The 26,849-nt window shown below is 35.7% G+C and carries 22 protein-coding genes; 5 read left to right on the top strand and 17 right to left on the bottom strand.

All coding sequences use genetic code 11. The features are described from left to right. Positions 1-153 precede the first annotated feature (153 nt). Positions 154-1,134, top strand: coding sequence for an ABC transporter substrate-binding protein (locus tag WAK64_RS02800; RefSeq protein WP_336585424.1), 981 nt, complete (start codon positions 154-156; stop codon positions 1,132-1,134). Between the two features lie 446 nt (positions 1,135-1,580). On the opposite strand, the gene lpdA is transcribed toward WAK64_RS02800, so the two are convergent. The 5 genes from lpdA to WAK64_RS02775 form a co-directional block, all read right to left on the bottom strand. Beyond that, a complete protein-coding gene (lpdA, locus tag WAK64_RS02795) occupies positions 1,581-2,990 on the bottom strand; it encodes a dihydrolipoyl dehydrogenase (protein WP_336585423.1) in 1,410 nt (469 codons plus the stop codon). 4 nt (positions 2,991-2,994) lie between these two features. Next, on the bottom strand, positions 2,995-4,308 hold the full coding sequence (locus WAK64_RS02790; RefSeq protein WP_336585422.1) for a dihydrolipoamide acetyltransferase family protein: 1,314 nt from the start codon (positions 4,306-4,308) through the stop codon (positions 2,995-2,997). 73 nt (positions 4,309-4,381) lie between these two features. Continuing rightward, complete coding sequence (locus WAK64_RS02785) at positions 4,382-5,359, bottom strand: alpha-ketoacid dehydrogenase subunit beta (protein WP_336585421.1); 978 nt, start codon at positions 5,357-5,359, stop codon at positions 4,382-4,384. A 3-nt stretch (positions 5,360-5,362) separates the two neighbouring features. Further along, the gene (pdhA, locus tag WAK64_RS02780) at positions 5,363-6,478 is read right to left on the bottom strand and encodes a pyruvate dehydrogenase (acetyl-transferring) E1 component subunit alpha (RefSeq protein WP_336585420.1); all 1,116 of its coding nucleotides are present in this window, start codon (positions 6,476-6,478) and stop codon (positions 5,363-5,365) included. Positions 6,479-6,923: 445 nt separating this feature from the next. Then, positions 6,924-7,583 (bottom strand): YkyA family protein, encoded by a 660-nt coding sequence (locus WAK64_RS02775; protein ID WP_336585419.1) that lies wholly within the window; start codon positions 7,581-7,583, stop codon positions 6,924-6,926. Between the two features lie 228 nt (positions 7,584-7,811). Here WAK64_RS02775 and def point away from each other — a divergent pair, with 228 nt between their 5' ends. Beyond that, positions 7,812-8,366, top strand: coding sequence for a peptide deformylase (gene def / locus WAK64_RS02770; RefSeq protein ID WP_336585418.1), 555 nt, complete (start codon positions 7,812-7,814; stop codon positions 8,364-8,366). A 96-nt stretch (positions 8,367-8,462) separates the two neighbouring features. Here the strand turns inward: def and WAK64_RS02765 are convergent, their stop codons facing one another. Then, complete coding sequence (locus tag WAK64_RS02765; RefSeq protein ID WP_336585417.1) at positions 8,463-9,233, bottom strand: Cof-type HAD-IIB family hydrolase; 771 nt, start codon at positions 9,231-9,233, stop codon at positions 8,463-8,465. Between the two features lie 487 nt (positions 9,234-9,720). On the opposite strand from WAK64_RS02765, the gene WAK64_RS02760 reads away from it, so the two are divergent. The 3 genes from WAK64_RS02760 to WAK64_RS02750 all read left to right on the top strand — a co-directional run bounded on the left by WAK64_RS02760 (position 9,721) and on the right by WAK64_RS02750 (position 13,809). After that, positions 9,721-9,927, top strand: coding sequence for a DNA-dependent RNA polymerase subunit epsilon (locus WAK64_RS02760; RefSeq protein WP_336585416.1), 207 nt, complete (start codon positions 9,721-9,723; stop codon positions 9,925-9,927). Positions 9,928-9,934: 7 nt separating this feature from the next. Next, the gene (gene rnjA, locus WAK64_RS02755) at positions 9,935-11,602 is read left to right on the top strand and encodes a ribonuclease J1 (protein WP_336585415.1); all 1,668 of its coding nucleotides are present in this window, start codon (positions 9,935-9,937) and stop codon (positions 11,600-11,602) included. Between the two features lie 593 nt (positions 11,603-12,195). Further along, positions 12,196-13,809 (top strand): alkaline phosphatase, encoded by a 1,614-nt coding sequence (locus WAK64_RS02750; protein ID WP_336585414.1) that lies wholly within the window; start codon positions 12,196-12,198, stop codon positions 13,807-13,809. Positions 13,810-13,967: 158 nt separating this feature from the next. On the opposite strand, the gene WAK64_RS02745 is transcribed toward WAK64_RS02750, so the two are convergent. The 11 genes from WAK64_RS02745 to WAK64_RS02695 form a co-directional block, all read right to left on the bottom strand. Next, positions 13,968-15,941 (bottom strand): S9 family peptidase, encoded by a 1,974-nt coding sequence (locus WAK64_RS02745; protein ID WP_336585413.1) that lies wholly within the window; start codon positions 15,939-15,941, stop codon positions 13,968-13,970. Positions 15,942-16,136: 195 nt separating this feature from the next. Next, on the bottom strand, positions 16,137-16,409 hold the full coding sequence (locus WAK64_RS02740; protein WP_336585412.1) for a CD3324 family protein: 273 nt from the start codon (positions 16,407-16,409) through the stop codon (positions 16,137-16,139). Between the two features lie 577 nt (positions 16,410-16,986). After that, positions 16,987-17,643, bottom strand: coding sequence for a potassium channel family protein (locus tag WAK64_RS02735; RefSeq protein ID WP_336585411.1), 657 nt, complete (start codon positions 17,641-17,643; stop codon positions 16,987-16,989). A gap of 71 nt (positions 17,644-17,714) precedes the next feature. Continuing rightward, a complete protein-coding gene (locus WAK64_RS02730; RefSeq protein ID WP_336585410.1) occupies positions 17,715-18,728 on the bottom strand; it encodes a cytochrome d ubiquinol oxidase subunit II in 1,014 nt (337 codons plus the stop codon). A gap of 51 nt (positions 18,729-18,779) precedes the next feature. Beyond that, entirely contained in the window at positions 18,780-20,114 is a 1,335-nt protein-coding gene (locus WAK64_RS02725; protein ID WP_336585408.1) for a cytochrome ubiquinol oxidase subunit I, read from the bottom strand. 401 nt (positions 20,115-20,515) lie between these two features. Next, positions 20,516-21,532 (bottom strand): S66 family peptidase, encoded by a 1,017-nt coding sequence (locus tag WAK64_RS02720; protein ID WP_336585407.1) that lies wholly within the window; start codon positions 21,530-21,532, stop codon positions 20,516-20,518. A 283-nt stretch (positions 21,533-21,815) separates the two neighbouring features. After that, complete coding sequence (locus tag WAK64_RS02715; RefSeq protein ID WP_336585405.1) at positions 21,816-22,421, bottom strand: ABC-2 transporter permease; 606 nt, start codon at positions 22,419-22,421, stop codon at positions 21,816-21,818. Then, positions 22,414-23,280 carry an ABC transporter ATP-binding protein gene (locus tag WAK64_RS02710; RefSeq protein WP_336585404.1) on the bottom strand — a complete coding sequence of 289 codons (867 nt, stop codon included), beginning with the start codon at positions 23,278-23,280 and terminating at the stop codon, positions 22,414-22,416. The genes WAK64_RS02715 and WAK64_RS02710 overlap by 8 nt, the downstream gene beginning before the upstream one ends. A 5-nt stretch (positions 23,281-23,285) precedes the next feature. Further along, complete coding sequence (locus WAK64_RS02705; RefSeq protein ID WP_336585403.1) at positions 23,286-23,657, bottom strand: GntR family transcriptional regulator; 372 nt, start codon at positions 23,655-23,657, stop codon at positions 23,286-23,288. A 574-nt stretch (positions 23,658-24,231) separates the two neighbouring features. Further along, positions 24,232-24,804, bottom strand: coding sequence for a hypothetical protein (locus WAK64_RS02700; RefSeq protein WP_336585401.1), 573 nt, complete (start codon positions 24,802-24,804; stop codon positions 24,232-24,234). 217 nt (positions 24,805-25,021) lie between these two features. Further along, positions 25,022-26,848, bottom strand: a complete 1,827-nt coding sequence (locus WAK64_RS02695) for an ABC transporter ATP-binding protein (protein ID WP_336585399.1) — start codon at positions 26,846-26,848, stop codon at positions 25,022-25,024. Between the last annotated feature and the right edge of the window lies 1 nt (position 26,849).

The raw sequence follows: 26,849 nt of genomic DNA, 5'->3' as shown, positions 1-26,849 counted from the left end.
AGTCTAGGAGATATTAACAATGTCGTCAATGAAAATGATAATCACTTTCAATTAGTTGTTGACAGTCTACTTACTAATGTTTTAGTATAATGTCGTGCTAGTTTAATTGAGAATGATTATTATTAGCATTTAAAAATATTTAGGAGGTTCATTATGTTTAAAAAGAAATTATCTTTTACATTGTCAGTACTAGGCATCCTAACTCTTCTACTATTAGCTGCATGTAGTGAAGCGACAGAAGATGCGACGAAAGTTGAGGGTGATAAAGGGGATGAAAAGAATACTAGTTACATGGTTACACATGCTATGGGTTCCACTGAAATAAAAGAGACACCTAAGAAGATTGTTGTTTTAACAAACGAGAGTACAGAGGCACTGCTTGCTTTAGATGTGAAACCAATAGGAGCCGTACAATCTTGGGAAGGTGACCCTTGGTACGATCATATTAAAGGTGATATGGATGGCGTAGAAGTTGTCGGAAATGAAACAGAAGTAAATATTGAGAGAATCATTGAATTAAAACCAGATTTAATTATAGGAAATAAAATCCGTCAAGAAGCGATTTACGATAAGTTAGAAAAAATAGCACCAACTATTTTTTCAGAAGATCTATCAGGCGATTGGAAAGTGAACTTTGATTTATATGCCAAGGCCGTTAATTTAGAAGAAAAAGGTCAAGAAGTTATGAATAATTTTGACCAGCATGTGTTAGATGTGAAGGAAAGTCTAGGAGATAACGTAAACAAAGAAATCTCAGTTGTTCGTTTTAGCTCTCGCCCGACGCGAATTTACTACACGGATTCATTTTCAGGTGTAATCTTCGAGCAACTCGGATTTAAACGTGCCGCTCATCAAGAAAAGCTCTTTACAGAGGATAATAAAATGGGGAACTTTGCTGTTGAAGTCGGGAAGGAATTAATTCCTGAAATGGATGCAGATGCTATTTTTTATTTCACCTATACTGATGCTGCAGCTGTCGAAGAAGAATGGATAAATGACCCATTATGGAAAAACTTAAATGCAGTACAAAGTGGAAATGTATATAAAGTAAATGATACGATTTGGAACACTGCCGGTGGAGTTATCGCCGCTAACACGATGTTAGAAGACATTAAAACAATCTTTGCAGAGTAGCGGATAGCTTGTACGTACTTAATTTTAAAAACCCATTTTGAAACAAAATGGGTTTTTTATTGAATATAGATAATGGATATTATTCTAAGGGAGGCATACATGCTATTTCTTTCAAAACCTCAACACCTATCCCAACCAGCCTCACACATGTATCTACAAGTAGGGGCTGAACCGTTTTATTGCAGAGATATAAGTCATAAGGCATCTTTTAAATTTATTGAATAACCGTGTTGTTGCTAAGTTTCATATCTTCTTCAAGTGCTAAGAAACCCTTCATTTGTATGTCCTAAGAATATAAAGTCATATCTTTTATTAACGATTAAAACTTTATTTCAAACTAATATAATCTTTCGAATGTCTTTATTGCTCGTAAACAAAAAGGATAGGGAAGCAGCTTTTACCTCTACTTCCCTATCCTAAAATATTTTACTTTATACAATCTTAACTTACTTCATGATGTGAATTGGAGTACCCATCGCTACTTCAGCAGCTTCCATAGCAATTTCTCCCAATGTTGGGTGAGCATGAATCGTCATCGCTATATCTTCTGCTGTCATACCAGCTTCAATAGCAAGGCCTAACTCAGCAATCATATCAGAAGCGCTAGCACCTGCGATTTGAGCACCGATTAGCAAGCCATCCTCTTTACGTGTAACTAGTTTCACAAAACCATCAGTATTGTTTAAAGCTAGTGCACGTCCATTAACACCAAATGGGAATTTCGCTGCTACTACTTCAATTCCTTCATCTTTTGCTTCTTTTTCAGTATAACCAACAGAAGCTAGTTCTGGATCAGAGAACACAACAGCAGGAATTCCGTGATAATCAATTTCTGATTTTTCTCCTGCAATCGCTTCAGCTGCAATTTTTCCTTCGTAAGAAGCTTTATGTGCTAAAGGAGGACCTTCAACAATATCACCAATTGCATAAATGTTTGAAACATTTGTGCGACATTGCTTATCGATTTTCACAATTCCTCTGTCCGTTAGTTCTACACCAGCTTGCTCTAATCCTAGCTCATCAGTGTTCGCACGACGTCCCACTGTAACTAACACATAGTCAGCTTCAACAGTTTTTGTTTCACCGTTTGCTTCATAAGTTACAACAACACCGTCTTCACTTTCTTGAACACCTTTTGCCATCGCTTTTGTTACGATGTCAACGCCTTTTTTCTTTAATTTACGCTTTACAATAGAAGACATCTGCTTTTCAAATCCGCCAAGAATTTCATCAGATCCCTCTAAAATCGTAACACCTGTTCCAAAGTTTGCATACGCTGTACCTAGTTCTGTCCCAATATATCCTCCGCCAATGACCACGAGGTTTTTTGGAATTTCACCTAAGTTAATCGCTCCTGTTGAATCTAGAACACGCTTAGAATATTTAAACGTTGGAATTTCAATTGGACGTGATCCCGTCGCAATAATCGCATTCTTAAATTTATACGTCTGTGCTGAATTATCATCCATTACACGAACTGTATTTGCATCAACGAAGTAAGCTTCTCCTCTTACGATGTCTACTTTATTACCCTTTAATAAAGTCTCTACACCGCCAGTAAGTTTATTAACTACACTAGCTTTCCATTTCTGCACTTTAGAAAAGTCAACCTTTACGTTTTCAGCTGTAATTCCCATATCATCAGAATGTTGAGCTGTTTCATAGCGGTGACCGGCTGAAATAAGTGCTTTAGAAGGAATACAACCGATATTTAAGCAAACCCCGCCTATACTACCCTTCTCAACAATCGTTACTTTTTGTCCAAGTTGTGCCGCACGAATAGCCGCTACATATCCACCAGGACCTGATCCCACGACAAGAGTATCTGTTTCAATTGGAAAATCTCCTACTACCATAGCATTACGCCTCCATTAATAATAGTTCTGGATCGTTCAGTAAACGCTTAATGTGATTAAGCGCATTTTGAGCTGTAGCACCATCAATAATACGGTGGTCAAAGCTCAATGATAATGCTAACACAGGTGCCGCTACAATTTCACCATTTTTGACTACAGGTTTTTGTGCAATTCGGCCAATTCCTAGAATCGCTACTTCTGGATGGTTAATAACTGGTGTAAACCATTGTCCACCCGCAGAACCAATGTTTGTGATGGTACAAGATGCACCTTTCATTTCTGCCGGAGCTAAACGGCCGTCACGTGCTTTTGTTGCTAGTTCATTTATTTCGTCAGAAATAGAGAACATTGATTTTCGATCAGCATTCTTCACTACAGGAACAAGAAGACCTTTATCTGTGTCTGCTGCAATTCCAATATTGAAGTAGTGCTTCTGAACAATTTCGCCTGCCGCGTCGTCAATAGAAGTATTTAATACAGGGTACTCACGTAAAGCACTAGTTAAAGCTTTTACAACATAAGGCAAGAACGTTAGTTTAACTCCTTTTTCCGCAGCAATTTCTTTAAATTTCTTACGGTGAGCCCATAGTTCCGTTACATCAACTTCATCCATTAACGTAACATGTGGAGCAGTCTGTTTAGAGTTAACCATCGCTTTCGCAATTGCTTTTCTAATTCCGCTCATTTTTTCACGAGTTTCAGGGAACTCAGTTTCAGGAATTTCCACTTTCGCTTGTTTTTCAGGAGCTGCAGTTTCAACAGCTACTTCTTCAACAATTACTTCTTCTGAAGCTTCAGCTACTGGCGTTGCTCCACCTTGTAAGAATGCATCTATATCTGATTTTAAAATACGACCATTTTTCCCTGTACCAACGACTTGCTGAATTGTAACTCCTTTATCACGCGCATACTTACGTACAGATGGCATCGCAATAACACGGCGGGATGGATCAACTTCAGGAGTTGCTTCTGTTGGAGTCGCTTCTACTTTTTGTCCAGAATCCTGAGCAGCTTCTTCCACTTTTTCTTCTGGCGCTTCATCACCTTCATGGTCACCTTTAAACTTTAAGTCTTCATATCCAGGTGCATCGAATTTGATTAATACATCACCAACAACTGCAACTTCACCTTCATCTACTAGTACTTCTTCTACTGTACCTGCTACTGGTGAAGGAATTTCAACAACTGCTTTATCGTTTTGTACTTCACAAAGCACGTCATCCTCTGCTACTTTATCGCCAGGTTTAACAAACCATTTAACGATTTCACCTTCGTGTATACCTTCACCGATGTCGGGTAATTTAAATTGAAATGACAAGGATATTCCCTCCTGTTATATATTTAGTTCAATAGGAAGAGAGTCAAAGATACCCCCTTCCACTTTATCTAATTTAGAAGTTTAATACTTTTTTCGCCGTTTCTAGAACGTCTTTATGATTTGGAAGCCAAATAGGTTCAGCTTGTGAGAATGGGTACACTGTATCTGGTGCAGCTACACGTAATACCGGTGCTTCAAGGCTTAAAATGGCACGCTCTGTAATTTCAGCCACAACGTCCGCTGCGATCCCTGCTTGTTTTTGAGCTTCCTGAACGACAATAGCACGACCCGTTTTTTCAACTGAAGCAATAATCGTTTCAATATCTAATGGAGCAATAGAACGAAGGTCAATAACTTCTACTGAATGTCCTTCTTTTTCTAGCTCTTCAGCCGCTTTAATTGATTCGTGAACCATCGCGCCATAAGAAACAATCGTTAAATCAGCACCCTCACGCTTTACGTCTGCTTTCCCTAGTGGAATCGTATATTCTTCTTCTGGTACATCCTGACGGAAAGAACGATATAATTTCATATGCTCTAAGAAGATTACTGGGTCATTATCTCTAATAGCAGATATCAACAGCCCTTTTGCATCGTAAGGAGTAGATGGAATAACCACTTTTAATCCAGGTTGCTGTGCCATTAATCCTTCTAAGCTATCAGCATGAAGTTCAGGAGTGTGAACTCCTCCACCAAATGGAGAACGAATAGTAATTGGGGCGTTAAATACACCACCAGTACGATAGCGTAAACGAGCAATTTGTCCACTTACTGAATCCATTACTTCATATACGAAACCAAAGAACTGAATTTCAGGCACTGGACGGTACCCTTCTAATGCCATACCGATTGCTAATCCACCTATTCCAGACTCAGCAAGCGGTGTATCAAATACACGATCTTCTCCAAATTCTTTTTGAAGACCTTCAGTTGCACGGAATACCCCACCGTTTAAGCCTACGTCTTCACCAAACACAAGAACGTTTTCATCGTTCTTAAGCTCCGTACGCAGTGCATCCGTGATCGCTTGAATCATTGTCATTTGCGCCATGGCTTACTTCGACTCCTTTTCCTGATAAATTTCATACTGTTCTTTTAGATTAAATGGAAGTTCTTCATACATATTAGACATTAAATCAGTAACTTTTTGTTTTGGTGCTCCATCAGCCTTCTTAATGGCTTGTTTAATGTCCTCTTTTGCTTGTTCAATTACTTTATTTTCTTTTTCTTCGCTCCATAGACCTTTCGCTTCTAAGAACTTACGGAAACGAACAAGTGGATCTTTCTTTTCCCACTCTGTATCCATTTCAGAAGAACGATAACGAGTTGGGTCATCTCCTGCCATCGTATGAGGTCCATATCGATAACACATTGTTTCAATTAAAGTAGGGCCTTCACCGTTGATTGCGCGCTCACGTGCATCTTTAGTTACCGCGTAAACAGCTAGTGGGTCCATACCGTCAACTAGTACTCCTGGGATTCCAGCTGAAACTGCTTTTTGGGCAATCGTTTTCCCTTTTGTTTGTTTATCACGAGGAGTAGAAATCGCAAATTGGTTATTCTGAACAAAGAAGATTGCTGGAGCATTATAAGCACCTGCAAAGTTGATTCCTTCGTAGAAATCACCTTGAGAAGAACCACCGTCACCTGTGTATGTAACTGCTACGGCTTTCTTACCACGTTTCTTCATCCCTAATGCGACACCAGCTGTTTGGATATATTGTGCCCCAATGATAATTTGCGGTGGAAGAACATTAACACCCTCTGGAATTTGGTTTCCTTGAAAATGACCACGAGAGAATAAGAACGCTTGGTAAAGCGGTAAACCATGCCAAATAATTTGTGGTACATCACGGTAGCCAGGTAATACAAAATCTTCACTCTCAAGTGCGAAATGTGAAGCGATTTGAGAAGCCTCTTGACCTGCTGTAGGTGCGTAGAAACCTAAACGACCTTGACGGTTTAAAGAGATTGAGCGTTGATCTAAAATACGCGTATAAACCATACGACGCATTAGTTCTTGAAGTTCTTCATCACTTAATGATGGCATTGCTGAATTATTAACAACTTCGCCTTCTTCATTTAAAATTTGAAACATTTCAAATTGCTGTTCAATATGTTCGAGCGTTTTAACTGCATCGAATTCTGCCTTCTTTGATTTAGAAGCCATGCAATTCACCTCTTCCTTTCTGACAATAAAATTAAATATTTACATACAGAGATAGGTTACCCAAGATTCACACATTCTACCACATCTAACCTTTGGGATAGATCTCTTATTATTTTTCCATAATCCAGGAAAAGAAACCCGCATTATGAGATCATGATCGACATTAAACTGTATTAATATCATTTCTTTTAACACTAATACAATAATATGTGTTCGCTTCATAGTGTACAATACAAAAATCATTAAAGTCAATTAGTAAATCTTCAAGAATTTAATAACTTTCTACCAAGATTCCTCCCTGCTTTCCCATTGATATATTAGAACTGTATTATATAGTTATTTTTCTCTGTACTATATTAGAAACAGACCATATTCTCTTTTAATAATGAACAAAAAAATAGCCACTTCTACGATGCAGTGGCCTTATCATTCCTATTCAATTCGCTTATTCCTTCGCTTCTGTTAAGTTTGCCTCTTTATAAAATGCTTTTTTCTTTTCATTAAAGGCTTCCGTTTCTTTATTGAAGGCTTCATTGGCTTGATAAATTTTCTCATACACCTTATTCACTTCTTCAATCTGTTGTTCAAAGTCTTCCATTGTTAAATCTTCTTTTTTTAGACTTTCGTACAACTTTTTATCAAGATTCAACCCCTCTTCATATACAGTAACCAACGTATCATGGGAGTCATATCGGGCATTCATTATCTCCAATAATTCTTTCGCCTTCGCCCCTAGTTCTTTATCTTCTATATCGCCTATAACTTCTTTAATGGAATTAAAATGTTCTTCTGCCTCTATTAATGCTTTTTTCTCAGATTCAAATAATTCTTCTCGCTCTGCGATATTGCTCAATGCTTCATCAGACAATTTGACAATCTCATCATACTCTTTCATCCCTAAAGTAATGACAGTTGAAAAGATTTCCTGTTCTTTAACTTCTAGTTCAGATAATGGTTGTTGAACCTTTTGAAAAGGTTGTTCTTTTTGGACCGTTTGCTCCATCACTTCATACATTTTCTCTTCCGGTGTCTGACCTCCGAGGCACCCTGAAAGTATTAATGATGTTAAAACCATCGTTGCCATACCACTATATAATTTTTTCATAGAAATCCCCCCTGTTATTTCAACCCTTACTATATATGTAGCTTTATGAAATGACAATATATAGTGAAGTCATTCGTTGTCAAACCTTTCCCTTTTGTTGAATTATACCAAATAACTGTCTTGCTTATGACCCCTTTTATTTTTTAATTAACACTGGTTAACATTTTCCTAGCAGTTTGATACACTACTGTTAGATTGAATAGCCATAATAGCTTGGAGGATATAAAAATGATTACGATGAAAGATATTATTCTAGACGGACACCCTACTTTAAGAAAAATAGCAGAGGTTGTTCCTTTACCTCCTTCTCAAGAAGATCAACAAACACTCAAGGATATGCTTCAATATGTTCAAGATAGTCAAGATCCTGAAAAAGCAGAAAAATATGGGTTGCGTTCAGGAATTGGAATAGCAGCACCTCAAATAAATGTATCCAAAAAAATGATTGCAGTAAGGGTCACTGATAAAGCTGGAACACTTTATGAAGCTGCGCTTTTCAACCCTAAGATCATTAGTCATTCGATGGAAAAGGCCTATTTAACTACTGGAGAAGGCTGTTTATCCGTTGAAACTACTATACCTGGATATGTTCCACGTTACGCACGAATTACGGTTAAAGGGTATGATGTTGACGGGAATGAACAAAAATTACGATTAAAGGGATTACCTGCTATTGTGTTCCAACATGAGATTGATCATTTAAATGGGATTATGTTTTACGATCATATCGATAAACAGAAACCACTAGCACCAATTGAAGGGGCAACACCAGTTGACCGATAAAAGGGGACTCAAACGGCCCCCTTATACAATCCATTGACTTAAACACTTGAAAAGTTCAAAAAAAAACAAAAAGCGAGTATACCTACTCGCTTTTTTCTATAGTAATCCTAATTCTTTTAGAGCATATGGAATACCCTGTTCTGAAACATCTTTTGTGAGAAAGTCTGCATGCTTTTTAACTGCTTCTGTAGCATTTCCCATGACAACCCCAGTTCCAACAGCCTGAATCATCTCGATATCATTTAATCCATCACCAAAAGCATAAACGTCTTCAAGAGCAAACCCTAATTGTTTAATCATTTGTTTAATCCCCTCAGCTTTTGAGCCCCCACCTGGCAAAATATCAACGGAATATGGATGCCAACGAATAAAATGAAGATCGCGATATTTCTCTCGGAAATAGTCCTCCTGACCTTCCTCACAAAACAATAAAGATTGATATATTTCCTTCTCTTTATAAAAATCTGCCTCAAAATCTGGGTGCGTAAACTTTAAACTCTCCATACTTTTTTCAATAAAATGGTGATGAGGAACATTTCCCTTCATTGTCTCTTCGTTTAAATACACAATGGGATGCGAACGAAGAGAGGCGTCATGAAGTAAACGTTCGAACGGTTCCATATTTAAAGGGTTTGTATAGATCACCTTATTTTCAAATACAACATATTGCCCATTAAAGCTGACATATGAATCAATGGACAATTCTTTCCGTAATGATTCAAACATAAATGGTGCCCTACCTGTCGCAATAGCTACATATGTCCCATTTTTTTGAAGCTGCCTAATCGCAGCCTTTGTCTCAACAGGTAGATTCTTATCATGATCTAAAAGCGTACCGTCTATATCAAAAAACACAACCTTACTCATTTTTAACTCCTTTAATCAAATTTCCCCTGTTCAGACATAAACGTAAACATAATCACGTGAAATGTCAATTTCCTTAAGTGTTAAGGAAAATATATCCATAATAGTTTTTCCTTCATTATCACATACTAATATCATCAAAATATTATCACGTGCGCCTTCACCTTTACTTTAAAGAAGAAAATAGTTAAAATGACTAATAAGGAGTGATCTACCATGTTGAAAAAGCTGCGTAAAAAGCTGCTTAAACAATGGAAAGACTTACTCAGAAAAAAAACAATCGCTTAAATGTGTAAGCCCTTCACGTTTAGGAGGGCTTCTTCTTATTTTACACTTCACTATATTGCAAAACTAAGGTCATCAAACTATTCATAAGACTTTGAAACCTACATATAAAGATATCAACTAATACGCAAGAATACATGAAAAAGTTGATAACTTTTTATATAATAGAAAAAGTTACTTTGATAACGGATAAGGAGAGAAAGAAATGATTTACAAAGTGTATTACCAAGAAAGTAAAAAGGAAGCACCCGTTCGTGAACACACGAAGACGACTTATGTCGAAGCAAATTCTGAAAGAGAAGTACGCCAAACTTTAAAAGACCGTCCATACAATATTGAGTTTGTTCAAGCCGTACTAGAGAACCACCTTGAATATGAAAAACAAAGTCCTAACTTCAAAGTGGAGAACTAAGCAAATTATGAAATTTGTAAAAAATGATCAAACAGCTGTTTTTGCCCTGGGCGGTTTGGGTGAAATCGGAAAAAATACTTACGGCGTACAGTTCCAAGATGAAATTATTTTAATTGATGCGGGAATCAAATTTCCTGAGGACGAGCTTCTCGGCATTGACTATGTCATTCCAGATTATACGTACTTAGTGAAAAATGTGGATAAGATTAAAGGCTTATTCATTACTCATGGTCATGAAGATCATATCGGTGGAATCCCCTATTTATTAAGACAAGTGAATGTCCCTATTTATGGCGGAAAATTAGCTATTGGTTTAATCAAAAATAAACTTGAAGAGCACGGTTTACTTCGTACTGCGAAGCTTAATGTCATAAAAGAAGATGACCTTATTAAATTCAGAAAAACATCTGTGACATTCTTTAGAACAACTCACAGTATTCCAGATTCGTACGGTATTGTTGTGAAAACACCTCCTGGAAACGTCGTTCATACAGGAGACTTTAAATTTGACTTTACACCTGTTGGTGAGCCTGCAAACTTAACCAAAATGGCTGAAATTGGAAAAGAGGGCGTCCTATGCCTATTATCTGACAGTACGAATAGTGAGGTACCTAACTTCACAATGTCAGAACGTCGAGTTGGCGACAGTATTCATGACATTTTCCGAAAAGTAGATGGTCGAATTATTTTTGCTACATTTGCATCTAATATTCACAGACTTCAGCAAGTAATTGAAGCAGCCGTTCTACATGGTCGTAAAGTGGCCATATTCGGAAGAAGCATGGAATCATCCATTCAGATTGGGCAAGAACTTGGCTATATTCAAGCTCCAAAAGAAACCTTTATTGAGCCGAACCAAATAAATCGTTTACCAGCAAACGAAGTCACAATTCTTTGTACGGGTAGTCAAGGTGAACCAATGGCCGCTTTATCTCGAATCGCTGGTGGTACACATCGTCAGATTCAAATTCAGCCAGGAGACACCGTTGTATTCTCTTCTTCTCCAATTCCAGGGAATACAATAAGTGTTAATAGGACGATTAACTTATTATTTAGAGCAGGAGCAGACGTTATTCATGGCTCTCTAAATGATATTCATACTTCTGGACATGGTGGGCAAGAAGAACAAAAGCTAATGCTCCGCCTGATGAAACCAAAATTCTTTATGCCGATACATGGTGAATTCCGAATGCAGAAAATGCACGCTAGTCTTGCCGTTGATTGTGGTGTTGAGGCTGAGCATTGCTATATCATGGACAATGGAGAAGTGTTAGCACTAAGTTCAGATACCGCTAGTGTTGCTGGAAAAATCCCTTCAGGTAATGTTTATATTGACGGTAGTGGCATCGGTGATATCGGAAATATTGTGTTGCGTGACCGTCGAATTTTATCTGAAGAAGGATTAGTGATTGTCGTAGTAAGTATTAATATGAAGGACTTTAAGATAGCCTCTGGACCAGATTTAATTTCTCGAGGATTCGTTTACATGAGGGAATCAGGTGATTTAATTAACGAAGCACAGAACCTCATTACAAAGCATTTAAATATTTTACTGGAGAAAAAGACTACGCAATGGTCTGAAATTAAGAATGAAGTGACCGACACACTTGCTCCTTTCTTATACGAAAAAACAAAAAGACGTCCAATGATTTTACCAATCATTATGGAAGTATAACGAGCACTTACAACAACAAACCTGCCCCCTATTACAAGGGAGGCAGGTTTTTGTATTAGTTTTTCTTTCGCAGCAGATGGTTCTCAGAGTACTAATTACACAAAAACGCCCTCTGATTTTCTTGGATGAAATACGTTTATTGCCTTCAAATATGTAATATCTTTTTCCAATTAAATAAATGCATAAATTTACATATATAAGCTATTAAAGTTTTTCGATCGTCTGAACACGTACTGACCTATCAGTATTTTTTTGTCGTCCTTTACGTACATCCACTTTCCGTATCTGTCTTACTTACTCCCCCCTCCCCTTCTTTTTCCCTTAACCTTTGTTAAATTTTAATGTTGATTTTTTTATATGAGATCAATTGGCAGCCTTAACACGTACTGATCTACCAGTGTTTTTTTGTCTACTATTAAAAATATACATATGTGTATTAGGACTAGTTTTTTATTTTAATTATATAAATATATGAATGTAAATTACTTTTATTAACTATTAATGAATTATTTACATATATTTAACAACGAAAAAATATTGAGTTCATCTTAAGAATGTAGAATTTCTTTAGACATATAGGAGGGATCATATTCATGAAAAAAGTAAAGAAATTATTAGCGAGCACATTAATTATGACAGGCTTAGTTGGATGTACATCTAATACTGAAGTTGAAAAAGATCATAATAAAGAAGTGAAGTCTGCAGCTAAAAGTGAGATTGAACAACCAAAATACGTATTTCTATTTATAGGGGACGGCATGGGTATGCCGCAAAGAAGTTTAACAGAATACTATAAAAATACGGTTATGGGAAATACAGATATTTTATCCATGCACACTTTACCAGTGGCAGCTGATATTAGTACACACTCCTCAGATACTCTAATTACAGATTCAGGAGCTGCGGGAACTTCATTATCAAGTGGGTACAAAACGTATAATGGAGCCATTGGAATGGAAGATGATAAAACGAGTAAACCAACAATTATTGAAGCTTTAGAAAAAGAAGGGTTCCAAACTGGTCTTATTACGTCAACGCGAATGACTCATGCAACACCAGCATCTTTTGCAAGTCATCAAGATTCAAGAGAAAATGCAAATGAAATTGCAGAGGATTATTTAGAATCTGGTGTCGATTTCTTAGCAGGCGGAGGATACAGACATTTCGTTGGGGAAGATAATGATATGGGGTTAAATTCAAAAAGAGAAGATTCTGGGTTAATTGAATCCTTTGAAGATGAAGGTTATACGATTTTCTTAAGTGAGAAGGACACTACTAAATTCTTATCTGAAGACATAACTAAAGAGGAAAAAGTTTTAGGGCTGTTCTCTTATTCACACATTCCTTATGTAATTGATAGAGATGAAACAGAAAAAGAAGGCAAAGAGTATCCTAGATTAGATCAAATGACTAAAAAAGGAATTGAATTTCTATATAACAAAGGGGAAGACAGTGGATTCTTCTTAATGGTAGAAGGAGGAAGAATTGACCATGCTGCTCACGCAAACGATGCTCTTGGAGTCATTGAAGAAACGCTAGAATTGGATAAAGCAATTGATGAAGCATTAGCATTCTATGAAAAGCATCCTGATGAAACCCTAATCTTAGTGACTGCTGACCACGAAACAGGAGGACTTACGTTAGGGGGAAGATTAGGAGATTATGATAAAGACGGCAAAACAACCCAGGAATACATGTTACATTTAGATAAATTAGTTGGTAATCATTCAATTGAAGACGTAGCTCAAACGAAGTTTACTGAAGAATTTAATAAGGATAGAGAAGCATTCTTACATTATCTAAGCAACGATTACGGATTGGGAGAGTTAAGTGAAAAAGAACTAGAAATTATAAATAAAGCTATGGATGAGGAATCAGACGATAATGAAAACAATGATATTGGTTACTACTACACCAAAACTGGTTTAGCCATTAGTGAAATTGTTGCACTTAGGGGAAATATTGGATGGACAACTGAAATCCACACAGGTGTAAGAATTCCTTTAAGTGCAATTGGTACAGGAGCCGAGTATTTTAATGGTTATTATGATAATGCACAAGTACCTGTAAAGTTAGCACATCTATTAGGTGTAAAGGATAAGTTAGAGTTTACTCACGATGATTCAAATGATGAATATGAGGGTGGAACGAATCATAGTGATGAGTATCATAAACATACTGACGAAAAAGAGTATACGTCAGAGTAATTTATCATATATCGTCAAGTAACATACTATTGAAGTTCATAGGAATATCCTATGAACTTTTTCATGTTTATAAGATTAAGATGACGGTTATTAAAAAACAGCCCTCTTATGAAGGCTGTTTCACCTTTTTGTATCCTGTGAGGATATGCTTTTATTAATTATAATACATTAAGATCAATCATGCTTTCTCCAAGAATATAGTGTGAAAACCACATCAAATTCTGCTTCATAATCGCTACATTAATTCCTGGCTGGTCAGAACTATAGGCCATTCCTTTTAATATAATTAATTCTGTATCAACTTTCATATCCCTTAATCCTTGATATAGCTCATAAGCATTTGGAGTTGGAACTCTTGCACACTTTTCGCCATGTTGGATTAAAGTAGGGGTACAGGCTGATTTAATATAGGTCATTGGTGAAGTTTTAGTATATATTTCTGGATCATTCCATGGATTATCTCCTAAATACATCCTAACAAAGTAAGGGATATCCGTATGTACATAATGGGTACTCCAATTAGTAATTCCACCTCCAACTGAAATAGCTTTAAATCTACTACTAAATGTAGAACAGAAAGCTGATATATATCCCCCGTTGCTCCATCCCATAACTCCTACTCTATCTTTATCTACAATCCCCATGTCAACTAGTTTATCCACTCCAGATATAACATCTTCGTAGTCAGCAATTCCCTGTTTTCTATAGTTTGCTTTTAAAAATTCATTACCATAACCAGAACTTCCCCTGTAGTTTGGTTCTAAAACGATAAAGCCTTTCTCGATAAACGGTTCAATAGGATATTTCTCATCAAAACAGCCTGAAAATATTGGAAAGGATGCCCAAGCAGGACCACCATGGATTATCACTAATAAGGGATATTTTTTATTTTCGTCAAACTCAACTGGGGTTGATAAAATCCCCTCTATTTCAAGACCATCGCTACTTTTCCATGAGATTATTTCCCTGTTACATTTAAGTTTTCCTTTGAAAAAGCTATTTTCATTCGTTATTTTTTTATCGTCTAAATAGATTTCAAAGGTTTCAGTTGTAATAGCCTTATTATAGGATAGATGATTTCCATCTCTTGTTATAGAAGCCTCCATTATAAAGCTATCTACTTTTTCACTTAACATTTCCACAGTGCCATTCTCAGATAATAATCCAATAAGATAATTCGTTTTATTCTGCCATCTAATTAAAATTCCTTTAGCTGTCCAGCGTAATGGAATCACGGTACTATCAAAATCTGTTAAAGGTTGAATGAACTCTCCATTGTTAATATCATATATCTCTAGTGTACTATCTTGTATATGGGTCTTATAGTAATCCTTCTCCCTTATGCTTGCTGAGTAACATATTTTGCTGCCGTCAGTAGAAAAGCAAACGCTCCCTCCCAACAACTTATCTATATTCATCTTTTGTAGCTCTTCAGCTTTAATGTCTAGTATGTATAGGTCTTGATAAAAATAATCTCCCATATTTGGGCTTGGTGTAGCCATTAATACAATCTTCTTCCCATCATTTGAAATATCAAAATCATGGATATGAAAATCCTTACCATCAGTTAGTTGATGAACAACGCTACTATCATGCTCACCTTTATCTTTTTGCATCACTTTTTCTACTTCAATATAATATAAACTATTATTCTGGTAATCCTTGCCTATATGATGGAAATCTCCATATAATTCCTTACGTTTCTTTATCTCCTCAGATTCCTTTGAATGTGCAACATAATAAAAACCCTTGCCAGTAGGCTCCCATTTGAAATTAATGACCCCTTCTTTCTCATCAGTAATTTGAACACCACTATAACCATCTATTGCCTTTACAAATATCTGATTTCTCTTATTATCACCATCACCAACTGGGCTTAGGTAGGCGATATTTCTAGAATCGGGAGACCATAATGGGTCTGTACTCTCTGTATCACTAGTTGTTAATGGGTAACACTGCCCTTTATCTTTTTCATATATCCATACATGATTACTATAATTATTGTCTTTCCAGTTAACTGTCTTCTTAACAAATGCTACGTTATTACCATCTTCACTTATGTTTGTACCTGATAGTGTTGGTAATGAAATAATCTCTTCTATACTTAGATAGTTTTTTTCATTAGTATTCATTAATAAATCCCCTTATTTTAAATGATGTAACCCTATTTTTTGCCCTCGCTGCAAATTCACTCGTTAGTAAATATGTTACATCTAGCCTGTTTCACCTTTATTTTATCTGTATTTCTTTGTGAACAATATATTTTAAATAAGTATAATCGTTTTCTACACAAAAGAGCTGACTGGATTGTTAATCCAGTCAGCTCTTCATCGTCTTTTCTTTGAGTAAACGATTTTTTGAATACTATACACAGAAAGACAGTACTTTTCTGATAGTTGGTCAATCGTTAATCCTGTAGTAAATTCTTCACAGATTTTTTCATTTCTATACTTTATATACTCTCTACTACCTGAATTTTCTCCCCACTTTTTTCGAGTCCCTTCAGTGTTTGGTATATATATTAATTGTCCTTGAACATATTTTTGTATTTCTACTAACAATTGCTTAGGTAAGGCATTATTTGCGTTTATATACTTCATTATAACTCACTCCTTAAAATTGTTTTTAGATTTTAGGAGTTGACATTATAATGACTTTAACAAATTTTCCTTTACCTTATTTACTCATATTACGAACCTAATATTGAAACTTCCTAAATGACTATCAATAAACCTCATCTGAAACACCTCCAATGGATTTTAGAAGAAATATACAAATAATTTTGTTTTTTCATCTAAACTAACTATTAGTTTAAAACATTTTACTGAATAAACCAATAAAAATTATCCAAGTATTCCATTTTACGGAACTTCCCCCAGAAAATTCCATTGTCAATTAACCGTTCTATTATCTATCTTTTAATGCTATAAGCACTTTATTTTTACTGAAAAACCCCTTAGGATAAAACAGTTACACTCTCTTTCTAACCTAAAGGCTTCCATACATTCTGCTTATATTGATTTACCTAGATTAAAATCATTGTGTTTCTTACATCGATAGCGTTCGTTTCTATTTTAATAACAGAGAACGATTTGTATTGGCCATAAAAAAACTGCACCTCCCATTGTTCAATTCAACAATGGGAGGCGCAGTATAAAGACTGATATGCCTTACTTTCTATAATACTTTCTTTTCAAAACGATTTATATCACTATCCGCACCAATAACAATTAATATATCACCCGAACGAATTAAATCACTCGCTTGTGGTGAAACAATTACTTCATTTCCTCGTTTAATGGCAACAATATTAATTCCATATTTTGCACGGATATCTAAATCAATTAGTGAATTACCTGCTAATTGTTCATTTGCAACAATTTCTACAATGGAATGCTCATCAGAAAGCTCTAAATAATCTAGTACATTATTCGAAACAATGTTATGAGCAATTCGTTTTCCCATATCTCTTTCGGGGTGTACTACAGAGTCAGCACCGATTTTACGAAGTACCTTTTCATGATAATCATTTTGTGCTTTAACTGTAATGTTTTGTACACCGATTTCCTTTAGCATTAACGTCGTTAAAATACTAGCTTGGATATCATCCCCAATAGCTACGATTACATGGTCAAAATTGCGACATCCTAATTTTTTTAACACAGACTCATCAGTGGCATCAGCGACTACAGCATGCGAGGCAATAGAAGAAAATTCATTTACTTTATCCTCAAATTTATCAATGGCCATGACTTCCATTCCTTGCTCCGCTAATTCCCGAACAATACTTCCTCCAAAGCGACCTAAGCCTATGACTATAAATTCTTTATTCACCTTTATACCCCCAAATTGAAGTCATCACTTCTCCACTATTTTAGCATATTTTTACGGGAATGAAAGTAATATTACTTCTGGCCTTTGATGTAATCAGCATCGAATAGGAATAGGCGCATCAGTAAAATAAGAGACGGGATTAAAAGAAACAGACCGGCAATAAATACAATGACTAATGTCGTTCCCATCGTAGGATTGGTCACACTCGATTGGATTGTAATATACGGATAAAGAATATAAGGTAAATGTGACGCACCATATCCAAAAAAGGCAAAAAAGAATTGCAACATAACGGCGATAAAAGCAAAGCCAAACCTTGTTTTTTTATAAATCAGATAAGAAGCAATGGCGAAAAAAACAAGTGATAGACCAAACATCCACCATATTTCAATTGCTTGAGTAAAATGCTCTTCATTATGTTCACGCAACGCAACAAATACTAGCAGTGATGTCACGATCGTAGGTGGACTCCAAAACAATGCAAAACGCCTCAATATTTCTCTCGACTTTATATCTCCTGCTCTATCAGCGTAGTACGTTAAAAATGTAGCAGAAATAAATAAGACTGACACGATCGATAAGGCGACTACACTCCATGAATAAGGACTTTTCAACAGTTCATTTGCTAAAAAGATGACTTTATCATCTGTAACTTTTAAAAAGCCCCCTTCAGAGATTGTCAGTGCCGTTGATAAAGATGCCGGAATCAGTAATCCTGTTGCTCCGTATAAAAACAAATAGACGATATTATCCTTTGAACCGTAGTTACCAAATGCATAAAAAGAGCCCCTTATTGCAAGTAAAATAATGGCAATGCTACCTGGAATCAAAAGAGATGTTCCAAAATAATAAGCTGTATCTGGAAAGAAGCCAACAAGACCGACAAAAAAGAAAACAAAAAAGACATTTGTTACTTCCCATACAGGTGATAAATATCGACTAATTAAATCATTCAAAATATGATCCTTCCCTGTCACCTTACCATAAAATGCAAAAAATCCCGACCCAAAATCAATGGATGCTACGATTAAATATCCATAAAGAAAGATCCACAAAACGGTTATTCCTAATACTTCTAAGCTCAAAATACTTCCTCCTTTCCAAATAGAAGGACGAGGTGACCTTCATGTACGTCTTTACTGTTTTATTGGAAAACGTTGTTCTAATTCAGCTTCTGCTGGTTTATTTTTAAACATTTTAATTAAAACGACAATCGTTAACACGGCTAATACGATGTATAGTAAAACAAATAGGATAAAGGTAATCCCTACACCGTCTCCCTTCGTTGCTGCTTCAGCCACTTTCATATACCCTCTTAAAATCCAAGGTTGTCTTCCGACTTCGGCAAATATCCAACCAAATTCAATAGCAAGCATAGCTAATGGACCGCTGGCAACAATTCCCCATAATAGCGGCTTCCACCATTCATTCAACCTCTTCCATTTCCATGCAACAATAAAGAAGAAAGTAATGATTAAACTAAAGACTCCAATACTAACCATTAAATCAAATAAATAATGGACCCATAGTGGTGGCAACTCATCTTCTGGAAACTCATTTAAACCAATTACCTCAGTATCAAGTGAGCCTCCAGCTAAAAAGCTTAAAAAACCTGGAATTCGAATTTCGTTATGAATTTCATTATTTTCATCTAACGTTCCGAACAAAATAAGATCAGCGTTTGATTCTGTTTCAAAATGCCACTCTGCAGCAGCTAATTTTTCTGGTTGATACTCTGCTAAAAATTTCGCAGAAACATCGCCAGCCAGTGCAGTTCCAATCGTAAACACAAAGCCAGCAACCATTGTTAAACGTAAAGCTTTGCGATGATACTCCCCCTTGCTTCCCTTTAAAATTGCAAATGCAGTAATCGCAGCTAGTATAAGGGCCGATGTCATATAAGAAGAAGTTAACACATGAAAAACTTTCGTCGGTGTTGCAGGGTTTAACATCGCTGCAATTGGGTCAATGTTTATTGCTTTTCCATCAACTAAATCAAATCCTTGAGGTGTATTCATAAATGCATTCACCGTTGTAATAAATAAGGCTGATGCGGAAGAGCCTATCATAATCGGTATCGTTAATATCCAATGAATCCACCTATTTTTAAATCGATCCCAAGTGTATAAATAAATCCCTAGAAAGATAGCTTCAAAGAAAAAGGCGAAAGTTTCCATAAATAATGGCAAAGCAATCACCTGACCTGCCACCTGCATAAAGCTAGGCCATAATAAAGAAAGCTGCAATCCTATCGCCGTTCCTGTCACGACTCCTACAGCTACTGTAATTGTAAATCCTCTTGCCCATCTTCGGGCTAATAATAAATAGTGGGGATCCTTTTTTTTAATGCCCATAAATTCTGCAATTGCAATCATTACAGGCACACCGACACCAATTGTCGCAAATATGATGTGAAATGCTAAAGTTGTAGATGTGAGCATTCTACTTAATATGACACTATCAAATTCCATAAAGCTGCCTCCTGCTCTTTAAAATTTTTCAGTATTTCTTATTATCTATTGTAGGACGAAATCAACCATATGTGAATTAATGAACATGAACATTTTGTGACATTTATCACAAACTAACGTTCTTTCCCCTAGCAAATCGGACTAAATACTACTATTTATATAAGAAAGATTGAAAAATATTAATAAATATTAAGAACGTAGTACTAGGCAAAGAGCTCTTAATACAATAATGCTGGAAGTTGTTCACAAACTAACTAATCGTTAACCTAAATTCTGAAATGATATGCCTGTTTCGATCTATTAAAGCGTTTGAAATTAACCAGCATTTTCAAACAGCCAAAAAGAAGCCCCTTTGAAAAGAAATCATCCAAAGGGCTTCCACTTTAGTAATATCATCTATATTATTCAACTTTATCTTTTACAACACCATCTTCAAGGAACGTTATGATTCCTTTTGTAGCATTTAGCTTCACTTTAATTCCAATTGGAAATACATGTGAAGGGAAAGTATGGCCAATATCTACATTTGAAAGAATTGGGATATTCGTATCACCAATCACTTCCAATAGTAACTCATCGAGTGAGAATGGTGATTTCAAATCATTAAAATGTTCATGCTTTCCAATAATTAAACCGGCGATATCATCAAATACCCCATTAACTTTTAACATACTTAACAAACGTTCTTCAAGTGCCATATTTTTTGAAGTGTCCTCCAGAAACAAAATAGCCCCTTTTAAATTTGGAAAATATTCTGACCCAATGATGCCAGACATTGTATCTAAATTACCACCAATCAACGTTCCTACGGCAATGCCCTCTCGTAACGTTTTCCACCCTTCATTTTTCACCATCTCTTTTTCCCTACTTTGCGTCTCCCACTCAAGCCTTTCCTCTGTCCATTCTAATGGTACATCAAGTGCAAATGGGGCTTTCTTTTTTAATAGGACAATATCTTCAAAATACTCCCTCCCCTTCGCTAACATTTTAGGAAACTCACCGAATGAAGGAATAATAGCAGGTCCATAAAAGGTAGTCAGTCCTGTCTTAGCATAGATTGCTAATAAAAGTGCTGTAACATCACTGTATCCCATAATCACTTTTGGATTCCTTTTTAAATATTCATAGTCTATATAAGGCAATAAAGAATTTGAATTTAGGCCTCCAATTGTACTAATAATCGCTTTTATATCCTTGTTATAAATGAACTCATTTATTTCTTCTGCTCTTGTTCCAATTGAACTAGAACGATAAGATTGTATTTCTCTTGAGCATTTTCCCTCAACAATTGTAAACCCCATCTCCTCTAACTGGATTAAACCCCGTTGGTATCTTTCCTTAAAAAGAACAGGTGCTGGAGAGGATGGTGTAATAACCCCAATTTGATCTCCTGCTTTTAAAGCCTTGGCTTTTAACATTAGACAACAACCTTTCAACTGTAAATAATAGATATGTATTAAAGTTTCATAGACACTTCGCCCGATTTCTTACAACCCATTATTTCAAAACAACCGCTTCCATTCAATCATTTTCACAAAAAAATGCGCTTCTATCGATAGACGCTGTCTAACAATTGAGGCGCAGTTCATCTCTCATATAAGCGTTCTTTAATCTTAAATTAAAATTGTTCCATAAGTAGACTAAGAAATCTCTCTTATTTCGAGGGTAATTCTAACTGTTTCAGTTCGTGCAACGCTCCTCTTAAAATGCTTTTCGTTGGTAAATAACAGTCGTAACTCCCCAAGAAATTAAATAAACTACCATGATGGCAAGTGTCGCTCCAGTGTATAGAGCTGGGATGGATAAATTAACGATAAAATCCGTTATGCCTGGTAAATGTTCAGCTAAAAAAAGAACACTATCCCTTCCTACAAACGCTAAAATCAGAAAGGTAATCATTACAGTCATTGTAATATGACCTGGTTTTAATAGATAAAATAATGGAAAGGTACACGCCGCAAATAATAAAAATAAGCCACTCCCCATTGCAATATCGGTCAGTGTAAATGGTTTATTAAAAGCATATAATACTAGACTTGTCACTCCAATTGCTAAAATCATATAAGCAATAGCCCCAAGATAGCGTGATGCGATAATTTCCGTACGTGTATAAGGTAAGGAATTCAATAATATATTTGTCTCTACTTTTTCATCATAGGCATATGTGTTAAAGGGAATGAAAATACTGGCTACAAGAAAAGTGAATGCTGGATGTTTATCCATAAAGATAAAAAATAAGATACAAAGAATATAGATTAACAACTGCCTTTTTTGTAAAATGACATCCCGTCTGATTAAATTAAACATGGTGCATGCCCCCTTTCAGGTAATACATGATATCCTCTAGAGAAGCGCGTTCAATTACAACTGTATCTCCGAAAATACTTTTCACTTCATTAACATTGTCTGTTAATGCTTCGAATCCTGTTGATGCACGATGAATTTGAACAAAGGCCTTTTCCGTATCCCTATCTAGGAGGTCCATTCCTCCTTTAACGAGCGCATAGCTTTCAGCTACATCGTGAATAGATTTATTAAAGACTAATTCCCCTCTTTGTATAAAAGCTATATAATCTGCGATGCGATCTAAATCCGTTGTAATATGAGTTGAGAAGAATATCGTACGATTACTATCAATCATTAATTCCTGCAAGAGATCCAACAGCTCCCGTCTAAAAATTGGATCTAAGCCTGCAGTTGGCTCATCCATGATGATTAACTCTGCATGGTGTGATAGTGCAATCGCCAATGAAGCCTTCATTTGCATTCCTTTTGAGAATGTTTTCATTGCTTTATTAAGGGGTAATTCAAATTGCTCTGTATATCGACTAAACAGTACATTATCCCAATTTTTATAAGCAGGTCCCACGATTCGTTTTATATCTTTTAAATTCTGTCCATCAAAAAACACATTGCCATCGTATACAAACCCAATGCGCTCCTTAATCGCTTTTTCATGTGTTTTGTAGTCCAACCCGAACAGCTTAACTTCTCCGGCATCCGGTTTTAATAAATTCATCATCATTTTTATCGTTGTCGACTTCCCAGCACCATTTGCCCCAATAAACCCCGTTACAAAGCCCTGCTTTACTTGCAAATCAATATTTTTAACGGAAAAACCTTTGAATTTCTTCGTTACATTTTTTAATTCAACCACATTCTCCATTTATTTCACTCCTCATAAATAATCTTCAATAATTGCTGCAGTTCATCAAATGACAAGCCAATTTCTCTACTATTCGATATGACCGCACTCAGCTGATCTTCAATCACCTTCAGCTTCTTTTCTCTTATAATCTCTAAATTTTGCTCCGCAACAAAAGACCCTTTTCCGACAATGGAATAGATAAAGCCCGCCTTCTCCAATTCCTCATAGGCACGCTTCGTTGTGATAACACTTATTTGTAGGTCCTTTGCTAGTTTACGCATTGAAGGGATGGCTGTCCCCTCCTGTAATTCACCTGATAAGATAGACGATTTAATTTGATTCGTAATTTGTTCATAAATTGGTTCCTTTGAACTATTGGAAATAATTATTTTCATGATGACCCCTCTTCTTCTTAAAGACACTTGAATTAATACTAAAATGATCATGAACACTACGGGTTTTCATTTTGTATTTAAACATGGTTATACTCACAATCCTTCATTTTAAATGAAGTAGTTTTTAGCATCCTTTAAAAGGATTTTTTACAGTAACAGCTCACACAATGTATATATAATGTATATATAATATATTCACATTATATACATATCAGTTACATTATACAACGATTAATTTAATCTAAAGGAAATTTCACAGATAAACCCATACAATGTAGTACAAGGAAAAACTAATACAATAAATAACAAAAAGAGCATATTTTGAAATTAAGATTTATCAAAACATGCTCTTTATCGAGGTTAGAGATCTAGTATGTACATCCGTTGTGAAAAATAAATGTTAAATCATTTAGTAGTCGAGTCTATTCGCTATGTTCTCATTCATAAGGGCACCCCTTCTTTGTAACGTATTCGTGAAATCCACTCTATAAAAGAATTCGGTACTTTTTCCTACTTCCATTTTGACACCAATCTTAGGAACCTAGTGACAATTGCCAAATGGGTATCCACTGATTTACATTTTATTAACATAATTGGATTTGACAAGATGTGACCTTTCCGAAAGATTGAAATCTTTATCTCTTTGAATAAACTCATCCGACCTTTCCATTTCCTTGCACATCACGCCAATATTATCTTCATAAATATGCTGATGACTATGTATGAACTCTCTATCATATACTTCTTGGCTTTCAAGGTACTGGAGGATCTTTTTTTCGTCAATATATGTAAAGCCTCGCGGTACTTTAAAATCCAGTCCACCATCTTTGATTTTTGAAAATGGTATTGGCTTTTTAAACAATTGAAAACTTTTTATTGGAATAATCGCTTTTTCTCTCTTATTTATACAAATGTCCATTCGTTTTTGTATAGCATGATTTTCACAAAATGTTGCTTTGATAAATTCAGGATGGATTGCTTCACCTAATTCTAAAATCCCTATAAATTCACTTACTGGTCTCGTTAAATATAAATAGGCTCTTATAGGTTCTTTACAAAAAGCTTTTCTATATTCATATTTTTTTATTCCATATAATATCGGTCTAAAATAGTCTGGATGAAATGATAATACTATATTCTTTTTCATAATCATCGCTCCTTAAATCTTTATAAAAAATAGACCTACGTAGTGAGTTTAAAAACGGCGCCTAAGTAATAAATAAGAAGGTACCAGTTTAATACTTTACGTAAATACGAAAAGGACAGCGTTATGGCTGCCCTTTTCCTAATTAAATTGACTAAAATTTTGCTTGGAATGTATTCACATTTTTTCACCTTAAATGTGAAACAAGACTCCACCTTTATTACATCGCTTCAAGCATTTTAAATTGTGTTTTAACTAAATCATAATATTGACCCTTATGTTTCATTAGTTCATCATGATTCCCTTGCTCTAAAATATTACCATGATCAAGCACAAATATTTGATCGGCTTCACGAATCGTTGATAATCGATGGGCTATGATAATCGCTGTTCTTCCCTTTAATAATTCATTAAGGGCCGTTTGAATTTTTACTTCTGTTTCGGTATCAATTGACGCCGTTGCTTCATCTAAAATAATGATACGTGGGTCAGCTAGTAGTGCTCTAGCAAAAGATAATAATTGCCGTTGTCCTACCGACAATACGTTCCCTCTTTCTTCTACTTCGGTATCATATCCATTTGACATTTTCTCGATAAATTCATGTGCACCGATAGCTTTTGCTGCTTCGATTACTTCTTCATCCGTTGCCTCCGGACGTCCAAAGCGAATATTATCTTTTATCGTACCAGAGAAAATAAATGTATCCTGCAAGACAATACTGATTTGTTTCCGCAAACTATCGAGGGTAACATCCTTTAAATCATACCCATCAACGGACACACTTCCAGCTGTTGGATCGTAAAAACGAGTAATTAAATTAGCAATGGTTGTTTTTCCTGATCCGGTATGACCTACAAGAGCTACCGTATCACCTTTGTTCATTTTTAAGCTAATGCCATTTAAAGCTTTCCGTTTTTCATCATAAGAAAATTCAACAGAATCAAATTTAATTTCACCTTGAATATTGGTTAAATCGATTGCATTTCCTTTTTCTGAAACGATTGGTTTCTCATCTAGAAACTCGAATATCCTTTCGGACGAGGCCATCCCCATAAGGAGCTGATTATATACCATTCCAAGTCGTGATATTGGTTCCCAAAACATTCCTAAATAAAAGGCAAATGAGACAAATTCACCTAGTTGTAGACTTCCAGTGCTAATTAAATGAGTACCATACCATAATAACACGGCTGTTCCAACCGCATTGGTTAACTCAACTAACGGTCGGAACATGGCATTTTTTCTTGTTGCCGTTTGCCAACTTTCAAGGTTCCCCGTATTAACCCCGTCAAAGAATGTCATGTTTTCCTTCTCTTGTGTAAAGGACTGCGTAACACGAATTCCTTGAATACTCTCATTAAGATGAGAGTTTAATTTCGATTGTTTTAAGCGAACATCTTGCCACGATCTTCGAATATTTTTTCTAAGCCTTGTGGAAATTAAAAACATAATCGGTAATATCACTAACACAGCTAATGTAAGCTGAGGGCTAAGGGTGAATAGAATCGCGACAATTCCGATCAGTAAAATAATATCCATTAATAAATTGATAACACCATTTGTAAATAATTCTTGTAATGAATTTATATCATTCATAATTCTAACTAATATTGACCCTGCTGATCGTTGATCAAAGAAGCGGTGCGAGAGCCATTGAACATGCGAAAATAAATGCTTTCTCAAATCATAAATCACACTTTGCCCAAGCATATTCATCCATCTAATGCGAAGTACATTTGCGATATAATTTAAAATATAGAGCGCTGCAATTACCCCTACTAAAATGGTGAGCAAATTAACGTCCTTGTTTACGATTGCTTTATCTAGTGTGTAAACCCCGATCATAATGGGGATGGCTAAACGAATGGCTGTCGTTATCAACACCATTACAATCGATAAAGGTACTAAATTTTTTGTATAAGGCTTTATATATGCCATGAGCCTCCATAACTGTGCCCAGTTAAAAGGCTTATCTATCGCTTGGTCTGTTGAATAGTGAAATCGATTTGATAGCCGATTTTGTAGTTTGTTTTTACTCTTACTCACT

The organism is Bacillus spongiae (genome assembly GCF_037120725.1).
In the GTDB taxonomy this organism is placed as follows: Bacteria; Bacillota; Bacilli; order Bacillales; family Bacillaceae_K; genus Bacillus_CI; species Bacillus_CI spongiae.
The sequence above is the reverse complement of the archived record's forward strand: the minus strand, read 5'-3'. Positions and strand labels throughout refer to the sequence as shown.